Genomic DNA, 10,509 nt, shown 5'->3' with positions numbered 1-10,509 from the left:
TCGTATAAAATCAGTATTAGGCATGAGAGTTCTCCTTTATATTAGTTTTTGTGGTGATTACATTATAAAGTATATGAACTTCTCATGTCTTATTTTTTGTAAATAAATAATGGTGTGAGTTTTCACCCACACCAAAAATTATAGAACCTTTTTATTTTCATGAATAAATTTTAATTAATGAACCGTTTACATTTAATTTTATTCTGTTATAATATTACTGTAATCCGAATGATTTTTGGAAAAACAACTAAAACATTTGTATTGAGGAGGCAAAATGTCGAATATTTATGAAAATCCATTGATTAGACGCTATGCAAGTCAGGAAATGCTCGAACTTTTTTCACCAGATAAAAAGTTTCAGACTTGGAGAAAATTATGGATAACTTTAGCTGAAGCACAAAAAGAACTTGGTCTTTCTATCACTGACGAGCAAATCGCAGAGATGAAGGCTTTTGAAAATAATATCAACTATGACCGTGCACGTGAAATCGAAAAAAAGACACGTCACGATGTTATGAGTCATGTACATGCTTTTGGTGAGCAATGCCCAACTGCTATGCCTATTATCCATCTTGGCGCTACAAGTGCTTTCGTTGGAGGAAACACAGATGTTTTAGTAATGAAAGAAGCATTAGAGATCGTTAGAAACAAACTTGTTAATGTTATTGATAAATTAGCTAAGTTTTCTGAGGAATGTAAAGACGTGCCTACACTAGGTTTTACGCACTTCCAACCTGCACAATTAACAACTGTAGGTAAGCGTGCAACGCTTTGGAACATGGACCTGGTACAAGACCTATACGATGTTGAATACACAATTGAAACACTTATGTTAAGAGGTGCTAAGGGTACTACTGGTACACAGGCTTCTTACTTAAACTTATTTGATGGTGACCATGATAAGGTGGAAGCTTTAGACAAGTTGATTGCATCTAAGCTAGGCTTTGAAAAGACTTTCCCTGTAACAGGTCAAACCTATTCTAGAAAGCTGGATTCAAGAATCCTAAATGCATTATCTGGCTTAGGTCAATCTATGCACAAGATCACCAATGACTTAAGACTTTTACAACATCTTAAAGAAGTTGAAGAGCCATTTGAGAAGAACCAAATTGGTTCATCTGCTATGGCTTATAAGAGAAATCCAATGAGATCTGAGAGAATTGCATCACTTAGTAGATACTTAATGGCTAATGCAATGAACCCTGCTATGACAGTTTCAACTCAATGGTTTGAAAGAACTTTAGACGATTCTGCTAACAGAAGAATTTCACTACCTGAAGCTTTCTTGGTTGCAGATTCAATCTTAGATATTATGAACAATGTTGTTTCTGGTTTAGTTGTATATGACAAGGTTATTTACAAGCATGTTATGGCTGAACTACCATTTATGGCAACTGAAAATATCATCATGGAAGCTGTAAAAAAAGGTGGCGACAGACAAGAGCTGCATGAAGCTATCAGAGTTCATTCTATGGAAGCTGCAAAGCAAGTCAAGCAACACGGTCTTGAAAACGACTTATTAAGCAGAATTGTAAAGGATTCAATCTTCGGTTTAACTGAAGAAGACGTAAGCAAACTTACAGATCCAGCTTTATTTATTGGTCGTTCTCCAGAACAAGTCATTACATTTAACAATGAAGTTGTTAAGCCTATCACTGACAAGTACAAAAATGCACTTGGTCAGGAAGCAGACTTAAAAGTATAAATTTTAGGACACATGATTGTGTCCTTTTTTTATGCGGTTTACATAATTTTATTATATAAACTTACTTATAAAATCTCAAAATCATAAGAAAACTTTTAAAAATCAAAAAAGGTGGTATAATAAGTATAAAGGTAGGTGATTAATATGATTGATAATTCTATAAGAGATTATTTTTTAGACAAGCCTGGTACATTTGAAGACGAGGAAAAATCATATGTCACTCTTAATCTTGCATCGGAAAAAATTCTTGAATTACATCAAGATTATGTTGATTTAAAATTAGACGAAGCTACTACTAAAAAATTATTGGATTCATCAAAGGGTGCTAAGTTAATTAAAGAGGAAGGCAAGTTCTCATGGAACCATATTTCAGTAAAAGACATTTCCTTTACTGACTTGTGTGATTTAATTGATCAATCTTATGAAAGTGTGATCAACACTTTACCAGAAGACGAACAGAAAGAGATTTTAGACTTAGAATGGTAATAGCACTTGAACGTGCTATTTTTTTTGGAGAATATATGATACCAAATGAAGTAATTTATATACTAGAGACATTAGAGAGAAACGGCTTCCAGGCTTATATCGTCGGAGGAGCAGTTAGAAACCATCTTATGGGTTATCCAATCAAAGACTGGGACATTACAACAAATGCCATACCAGACCAAATAGAAGCCTTATTTGAGCATACCTATGCAGTAGGCAAAGCCTTTGGCACTATAGTTGTCTCTTTAGAGGATGACTATGAAGTCACGACCTATAGAAGCGAATCTGGTTATGACGGCAGAAAGCCTACTCATGTATCGTTTTCTAGTGATGTTATGGAAGATATTAAACGTAGAGACTTTACAATGAATGCCATGCTTATGGACAAGTCCGGTCAAATACTGGACTACTACAAGGGACAAGAAGATATCAAGCATAATATGGTCAAGACTGTAGGCCATGCTAGAGATCGTTTTACTGAAGATTATCTTAGAGTTTACCGTTATATACGATTTACGACAGAATATCATTTTGATAAAAATCCTGAAATCGATCAGATCATAAAATCTATGCCGATTCATAAGGGGATTTCTGTAGAGAGAATCAGAGAAGAATTTAATAAGATTCTTTTATCTGATATGCCTTCAAAGGGGATAAAACACCTCTATGATACAGGTTTACTGGCCTATATATTGCCAGAAATATTGGACTCGGTTGACTTTGATCAACATTCGGAATTTCATCATCTGACGGTATTTGATCATCTTATGGCTACCCTTAATCAGACACCAGCTAAACTTCCACTTAGGTTAGCTGCACTCTTACATGATATTGGTAAACCATCAACCTTTGAACTTATAGAAGGAAGGGGACGCTTTTATAGTCATGATAAGGCAAGTGTGAATTTAGCAGGTAAGTTCTTAAAGCGTTTCAAGTACGATAATGATACATGTAAACATGTAGAAATATTGATTTCAAATCATATGAGACTTTTAGATCTAGACAATAACAAATCTGTTAAGAAGTTCATGAACAAGATTGGACTTGATAACTTATCTGACTTTCTAGAACTCAGAAAAGCCGATATATTAAGCTCTACAACCAATGACAGCATTGAATCTGTAGAATCTATGAAGACTAAGTTTGATGAAATCATCCACGAAAAAGCACCTATGTCTGTAAATGACCTTGCCTTAGATGGACACGATCTAATGAAACTAGGTTACAAGGGAAAAGAAATTGGCGAGTTAAAACTTCTACTTTTAGACCTGGTTTTAGACAAGCCACAAATGAATAATAAAGAGTCATTAATAGAACATATCAAACTGTTAAATAAGTGATAAAATGGGTATCATCTATGTAGGGGGATATATAGTTGATAAATAAAGTTAAAGGCATTTTAAACATACTCAGTTCATTACTCATACTACTAGGCATCATACTTTTGGTGCCTATTTCTGTTGTCTTCATCTATAAAGAACCCATATCTTCTTATTATACTTTCTTAGTGCCAAGCTTGATTTCATTTGCATTTGGCGGCATGTTTTATTTTACAACTAAAAACTCGAAGACTGAAATCACCTTAACAACAAGTATGATTATTTGTGCTTTAGCATGGATTGTTATATCAATCATTGGTGCCATCCCATTTATGATTAACTTAAACAAAGGATTTATCGACTCATTCTTTGAAGCAGTCAGCGGTTTTACAACAACAGGCATCACTGTCTTTGAGGGACTTGACTATATGGATTTATCCATCATATTCTGGCGCGCATTGATACAGTGGGTAGGTGGGCTTGGTATTTTAACCTTCTTCTTATTTGTTACTTTTTCAGGTGAAGGAGACATATGGCAACTGTTTTCAGCAGAGGGTCATAAAATTAACTCCTCTAGACCTGTACCTAATGTATTTCAAACAGTCAAAATATTATGGTTGATATACGGTTCACTGACACTTACAGAGACTATCCTACTGATGATTGCAGGTATGTCTTTCTATGATGCATTAACCCATTCCATGACCTCACTCTCAACAGGGGGATTTTCACGATACGATGCTTCCATAGCATATTTTAAAGAAGCAGGCTACAACTATAGGGCTATAGAATACATCATCACATTATTTATGTTGTTCGGTGGTATGAACTTCTTGATACACTATAAAGTCATTTTTGATACCCCTAAATACCTGGTTAAAGATTTAGAAACTAAAAAGTATTTTAAGATCATTCTTTCATTTACAGCCTTAATGCTTATAAGCATGATCATGGCAGGAACCAATATATTCGCTGACTTTGAAATGTACTTTAGAACCACCATATTCCAAGTGGTATCTGTTATAACAACCACAGGTTTCGGTACACAGGACATTGGAAGTGCCTTTTTCACATCTCTTGCTAAACAGTTATTCATTGTTTTAATGATTGTAGGTGGTTGTGTAGGTTCGACTTCAGGCGGTATAAAGGTTATCAGAATTACCATTCTTTCTAAATTATTCAGACGAGAAATCAGAAAAATTCGTATGCCATCTAGAGCTGTAGCACCAGTTCTTGTAGAGCAAACGCCTATATCTGATAATGAAATATATAGGATCTCAGGTTTATTCTTTGGTTGGTTACTCATCATAGTAATAGGTTCTGGTATTACAGCATTGTTTTCTGACTTAGATGCTTTCCAATCTATTTCAGGCATGGCATCTGCTATGGGTAACATTGGACCATTCTATTTTTCAGTAGAAAAAATGTCTACATTATCACCAGTTATTAAACTGACCTATATATTTGGTATGTTGGCAGGAAGATTAGAAATACTTCCATTGATGGTTCTATTTAATAGAAAAGCATGGTTAAAATAAGGGGGATATATGAACATATTAATAGCAGGTGGCGGTATTGTTGGTAGAAATATCACCAAAGCATTGTCAAAAGATCATAATGTCATTGTTATAGAAAGAGATCAAGCTTTATGTGAAAAGATATACTCCAAGTATGGTGCGGTAGCCATACAAGGTGATGCCACTAACATCAATATCTTAAGAGAAGCTGGTATGGATAAAGTTGATATAGCATTAGGTGTAATGAGCTATGATTCTGAAAACTTGTTATTCTCACTACTCTGTAAAAACTTTGGCATAAAAAACATATTTGTTAGAATGAGAGATCCAGAGTATCGGGATGCGTATGAAATAGCAGGTGCAACAAACATAGGCTCAGCAGTAGATATGTTAACTAAAAAATTTATTCTAGACATTCAAAATCCAGAGATTAGAAGGGTAGCATCACTAAGAAATGGTAAAGCCGAAGTCTCTATAGTTACATTACCAGACCATTCAGGCATGAAAAATAAACAGATTAAAGATATTGCCAGTCATAAGGATTTTCCAGATGACTGTGTAATCGCTGGCATATTCAATGCAGAAGAGGACAAGTTTATAGTACCAAGAGGTAATACTAATATTGAAGCTAAAAACCAACTCTTCTTAGTTGGTACAAGAGATAGTGTTACCAAAGCTTATAAGGTACTGTCAAAAAAATAAGTAGTACACCCAAAAGGGTGTACTTTATTCATTTGCATGCTTTTCTCTATACCTTCTTACTTTTATTAAATTACTGCATTTACTTGAACAAAACTTCTTACTCTTATTTTTACTGGTATCTATAAAGTATGCCTGACATTCTTGATTTTCACACCTTTTAACATGCATATCCTGCTTATAAATCTTAATCAAATCACTGGCTATTTTACTGATGATCTGTTTATCTTCATCATCCTCTGATACATGATATAATACTAGTTGATTATCAATTAATTTGACTTGATGATAATAACTTGCACTCGACAAATAATCATTCATATAAGTAAGAGCATCTTCATCTAAGCCACTGTCAAAGATCTCAATTATTAAGTATCTTAACTCTAATAGCACATTAAGACTAGGGGAGAGATCAAACTCACTATTTGATTTTATTAACTGTTTTGTTTGTTCTAGAATAGTCTCTTCTTTAAAGTTAGCAAATAAAATGGCTCTGTTATCCATATGTAACCTCCATTAATTCGTTATATGCATTACACCAACAATATTGTAACTTATTACATAACAATAACTAGTTACAATATTCTGAATTTACATTTTAATTGTAACACTTATTAGTGTTTTTAACTAGTTACATGTAAATTTCATTATTAAAAGTAGGAATTTCGGTATATAATTAAAGAAGTCAGATTAACCAATTAAATATGGAGGTAGAATGAAAAAGAGTATCTTAATTTTGTGCTTTATACTTTTAGTATGCACACCAGCTTATGCTGAAGAAAATGTTGACGTCGTTATACCAGAGTTTAACGTTCTTTTAAATGGTGGTGAATATAACTCTATAGAGGCACAATACCCGTTGATAAATTATAACGGTATTACATATTTTCCAATGACATGGAACTTAGGACAATCATTAGGATTAAACACAAGCTACACAAGCGAAAGCGGTTTGACAATAAATTTAGGACAATCTAATGGCAGCTTAAATTATTTAAAAGGCGGAAGCAACTTAATAAATCAAACATATAAGGCTCAATTGCCAGCATATAACATCACAGTAAATGGTGAATCGATTGATAATTCAAGTGAAGAATACCCGATTCTTAGTTTTAGATCAGTAACATATTTCCCATTAACATGGCGTTTTGCAGTTGAAAAGTTCAACTGGGATTATGCTTTTACACCTGATAGTGGCTTAGATATTGGTGCTAAAAACACTAATAGTCCTATACAGTCTAATGAAACTACAGATGTTAAAGAGGAATATGTAGTCGATAACAAAGGCATTGTAACCATCGAACATACATTTAAAGCAGAAGACTTAAAGAAAAATACATATGGTATTACAGAGTATATTGGACTGGCTGATTTCGGTAATGATATGATGTCATATGTATTCGAACACAAAAATGATGATTTTAACAATTATTTTTATGATACTAAGATTGCATTCTATAAATCAGACGATACTTTTATTCAAGCCATGTACAGCTATGGTAGTTTATATGAGAGTGTAGAAGGTAAAGCCGGAGAAAACCGCAGAGGTTTGTATGGAGAACCTAAGATTTATGATTACGTTGTTATGACTGTCACTATGTATCCAGAAGATGTTTATGCAGATATGAATCAATCGATTTCTAAAAATTTAATAGTCGATAATGTTTCAATTAAAGATATCTCAAAAGATCTATTAGATTCGGAAGGTGCTTACTTTATAGCTGCATCATACTACGACTTGTCTAATAACTCAGATCCTTCTTTGGCTTTATATAGTCTATATAATGAACCTAAAAGAATCGAACTACCTGATGGTAAGTTTTACAGGACTGCTCCTGGTTTAGAGACTGAGTTTATCCCATATACAAGTGATAACTCAAATCGTAAAGAAGTATCAACATTCGGTAGTATAAAAGTAGTAGGAGAAAATAACCTTGTTACTGAAGGTACTGTAACAAATGATGACGGCTCTACTAATAGCTTTTCAGATGGCATAGGTCAATATTATGTCATGCTTTTATTTGATGAGGATCAAAAGCCATTTAAAATTCTGGTAAACAGTGATGAATTAGATAAGTAAAAGGAAGAAGACTTTCGAGTCTTCTTTTATAATGTCTTCTAAGAATATTCTAATTCATCATAATTCATTGTATAATGGATGGGTATGGAGGATAACATGAAAATATTAGATAAGTACAATCAATCACATCTTTTAGCATATAAAGATCAATTAACAGAAGAAGAAATTAAGAAACTAGAAAATCAAATAAAAAGTATAGATTTTGACTTGATTCAATCAATATTTGATAATAAGGATAAGGTAATTGATACAAAAGATAATCTAGTGGCGCCTTTGGTGGCAACGAAACTCAACCCTCAGGATAAAGAGCATTTCTTTAAGAAGGGGCTTGAATCCATAAAAGAAGGGGAAGTCGCTGTTGTCTTAATGGCAGGTGGCCAGGGGACACGTTTAGGCCATCAAGGTCCAAAGGGAACTTATGACATTGGATTACCATCTCATAAATCACTTTTTCATTTACAAGCAGATAAATTCTTGAGCTTACGTGCCCTTTCAGGTTTTTCTGTGAAATGGTATGTCATGACATCAGAAGACAATCACAGGGAGACTGTTGACCATTTTGAGTCATCTAATTACTTTAATTACGGTAAAGAAAACATCCATTTTTTTAAACAAGATAGATTGCCACTTGTACTTGAAAATGGACAAATCGCAATGAAATCTTCACATGAAATCAACTTAGCAGCCAATGGAAATGGCGGCGTGTTTTCAAGTTTACATTCCAATGGGCTATTAGAAGAAATGCAATCTAATGGCGTTAAATATGTTTATCTATATGGTGTTGATAACGCTATTGCAAAGATTGCAGATCCTGTTTTTGTTGGATTTACCATTGATTCAGGTTTAGATGTTGCAAGTAAGTCAGTTGATAAAGAAAACCCAGAGGAGAAAGTTGGTGTAATATGCTATAGAGATCATCATCCAGATATTGTAGAATACTCTGAATTGCCAGAAGATATGAGATACAAACTTGATGATGAGGGTAAACTTCTATATAGAAATGGTAACATTGTTTCACATATATTTACCTTAGACTTCCTAATGGACTGTGTAGACAAAGAAATTCCATATCATACAGCTTATAAGAAAGTAGATACTTATTCTGATAATGGGCTTATAAAAGCGGATAATCCCAATGGATACAAGTTTGAGTTGTTCTTATTCGATGTATTCAAATTTACAGAGGATATGGCAGTTTTATCTGTTACGCGTGAAGAAGAGTTTACGCCAGTTAAAAACAAAGAAGGGGCTGATAGTCCTGAAACGGCAAGAACAATGATCTTAAAGACACATCATAAATGGTTGACAGAAGCAGGTTTTAATTGCAATTTGGGATATGAAGTTAATACTTCGATATCTTATGATGGCGAAAATTTAAGTAATAAAACATTAGAAAATGTAACGTTTAAATAGAGGTTTACATAAAATAATTACGGTGACTTATGGAAAAAAATATAATCAATGAGAATACAATTCAATATAGAATACTTGAAAAACTTGATAGGGTTTCATATTATACTTCGGCTTACTTGTTTCACGACAATGGCCAGGGCATCTTACTAGACTCTGGTTATTATGAAATGGGTGACTTCATAAAAAAAGATCTTGAAGAAATGAACATAGAACTTAAATACATTGTCATTTCACATTATCATAAAGATCATGCTCAAGGTGCAATTGTATTTGACACACCAATTATTGGTTCAGATCAATATGAAACTAATCTAGAAAAATGTAATGCGAATTACAAAAGAACTTACAGGAAACCAGATATACTAGTTGATGATAAGCTAACTGTAAAAATAAATACTTCGAGAATCGAAATATATAAAACGCCTGGACATACACCATGCGGACTAAGTGTTCTTATTAATGGTGATTATTTATATGTTAGTGATAACTTGCTTGAAGATACTGATCATCGTATCATCATTCCTTATTTGGATATAACTGCTAATCCTTATGATCATTACAAAACTATGTTGTTATATGATGAGCTGTCTCCAAAACATCTGATATTTACACATGGACCAGTCAAATTAAATGCTGATCTGAATTATGAGTTTTCTGAAAGAATTTATTATCTAGAACAACTCATCAAAAGTGATTTTTCAATTGATTTATGTGAGTGTTTAATTCGAGATAAGAAAAATTATGCTATGACGGCAATACATAAAATCAATCAAAGAAACGCAAAAAAGTACGTGTCAGCACAGCCAACCAGTTTTTTTAAGTAATACAATGCATCAGCAAAAGATTCTGGTTAGCTGTATTGACAAGGTAATTTTAACATATTTTAGGACAATATAATGTAGTAAGACAGAATCTGATGATTAAGCCGACAAAGCCAATGATAACTAAGTAATGTCTAAAAGCCGTTTATAATGATTGGAATTGTCAGTTACGTATAAGAGTTTAATAATTGATATGTTGCAATGATCATAAACAAACATAATATTTAAAGTATTCTGGTTAAAAGCTTCAACAACCATTACAGATCATAAGTTTCATTAACTTATAGAATATATTATTATTAACTATAAAAACAAACACATTTATAATTGAGCTATCAAATATGGTAGCTCTCTCCTTTATTTGTTTAACTATTCCCTAAATATACATTTAAAGAATAGTTGGATTTTGTAATTCTTCATGATATAATAGATTCATAAGATGAATTCAATCAAGTAACATTTCACTAAT

At 33.0% G+C, this 10,509-nt stretch carries 9 protein-coding genes; 8 read left to right on the top strand and 1 reads right to left on the bottom strand.

Features of this window, described 5'->3' with window-relative positions:
* The first annotated feature begins 274 nt into the window (after positions 1-274).
* The 5 genes from purB (at position 275) to EZV73_RS15070 (ending at position 5,729) form a co-directional block, all read left to right on the top strand.
* Complete coding sequence (gene purB / locus EZV73_RS15090) at positions 275-1,705, top strand: adenylosuccinate lyase (RefSeq protein WP_240841225.1); 1,431 nt, start codon at positions 275-277, stop codon at positions 1,703-1,705.
* Positions 1,706-1,849: 144 nt separating this feature from the next.
* Positions 1,850-2,191, top strand: a complete 342-nt coding sequence (locus tag EZV73_RS15085) for a hypothetical protein (RefSeq protein WP_240841224.1) — start codon at positions 1,850-1,852, stop codon at positions 2,189-2,191.
* A 35-nt stretch (positions 2,192-2,226) separates the two neighbouring features.
* Entirely contained in the window at positions 2,227-3,531 is a 1,305-nt protein-coding gene (locus EZV73_RS15080) for a CCA tRNA nucleotidyltransferase (RefSeq protein ID WP_240841223.1), read from the top strand.
* A 35-nt stretch (positions 3,532-3,566) separates the two neighbouring features.
* Positions 3,567-5,048 (top strand): TrkH family potassium uptake protein, encoded by a 1,482-nt coding sequence (locus EZV73_RS15075; protein ID WP_240841222.1) that lies wholly within the window; start codon positions 3,567-3,569, stop codon positions 5,046-5,048.
* Between the two features lie 9 nt (positions 5,049-5,057).
* On the top strand, positions 5,058-5,729 hold the full coding sequence (locus EZV73_RS15070) for a TrkA family potassium uptake protein (protein WP_240841221.1): 672 nt from the start codon (positions 5,058-5,060) through the stop codon (positions 5,727-5,729).
* A 24-nt stretch (positions 5,730-5,753) separates the two neighbouring features.
* On the opposite strand, the gene EZV73_RS15065 is transcribed toward EZV73_RS15070, so the two are convergent.
* Positions 5,754-6,230 carry a CGNR zinc finger domain-containing protein gene (locus tag EZV73_RS15065; protein WP_240841220.1) on the bottom strand — a complete coding sequence of 159 codons (477 nt, stop codon included), beginning with the start codon at positions 6,228-6,230 and terminating at the stop codon, positions 5,754-5,756.
* Positions 6,231-6,441: 211 nt separating this feature from the next.
* On the opposite strand from EZV73_RS15065, the gene EZV73_RS15060 reads away from it, so the two are divergent.
* The 3 genes from EZV73_RS15060 to EZV73_RS15050 all read left to right on the top strand — a co-directional run bounded on the left by EZV73_RS15060 (position 6,442) and on the right by EZV73_RS15050 (position 10,043).
* On the top strand, positions 6,442-7,806 hold the full coding sequence (locus EZV73_RS15060) for a hypothetical protein (protein WP_240841219.1): 1,365 nt from the start codon (positions 6,442-6,444) through the stop codon (positions 7,804-7,806).
* Positions 7,807-7,902: 96 nt separating this feature from the next.
* Complete coding sequence (locus EZV73_RS15055; RefSeq protein ID WP_240841218.1) at positions 7,903-9,219, top strand: UDPGP type 1 family protein; 1,317 nt, start codon at positions 7,903-7,905, stop codon at positions 9,217-9,219.
* 29 nt (positions 9,220-9,248) lie between these two features.
* Complete coding sequence (locus tag EZV73_RS15050) at positions 9,249-10,043, top strand: MBL fold metallo-hydrolase (protein WP_240841217.1); 795 nt, start codon at positions 9,249-9,251, stop codon at positions 10,041-10,043.
* The last annotated feature ends 466 nt before the right edge of the window (positions 10,044-10,509 follow it).

The organism is Acidaminobacter sp. JC074 (assembly GCF_022496765.1).
Classification (GTDB): Bacteria; Bacillota; Clostridia; order Peptostreptococcales; family Acidaminobacteraceae; genus JABXKX01.
This window is presented reverse-complemented; position numbering and strand designations above follow the sequence as displayed.

Excerpts from the sequence above, each read along its gene's own strand:
- purB (WP_240841225.1), top strand. The coding sequence starts at position 275 with ATGTCGAATATTTATGAAAATCCATTGATTAGACGCTATGCAAGTCAG.
- EZV73_RS15085 (WP_240841224.1), top strand. The coding sequence starts at position 1,850 with ATGATTGATAATTCTATAAGAGATTATTTTTTAGACAAGCCTGGTACA.
- EZV73_RS15080 (WP_240841223.1), top strand. The coding sequence starts at position 2,227 with ATGATACCAAATGAAGTAATTTATATACTAGAGACATTAGAGAGAAAC.
- EZV73_RS15070 (WP_240841221.1), top strand. The coding sequence starts at position 5,058 with ATGAACATATTAATAGCAGGTGGCGGTATTGTTGGTAGAAATATCACC.
- EZV73_RS15065 (WP_240841220.1), bottom strand. The coding sequence starts at position 6,230 with ATGGATAACAGAGCCATTTTATTTGCTAACTTTAAAGAAGAGACTATT.
- EZV73_RS15060 (WP_240841219.1), top strand. The coding sequence starts at position 6,442 with ATGAAAAAGAGTATCTTAATTTTGTGCTTTATACTTTTAGTATGCACA.
- EZV73_RS15055 (WP_240841218.1), top strand. The coding sequence starts at position 7,903 with ATGAAAATATTAGATAAGTACAATCAATCACATCTTTTAGCATATAAA.
- EZV73_RS15050 (WP_240841217.1), top strand. The coding sequence starts at position 9,249 with ATGGAAAAAAATATAATCAATGAGAATACAATTCAATATAGAATACTT.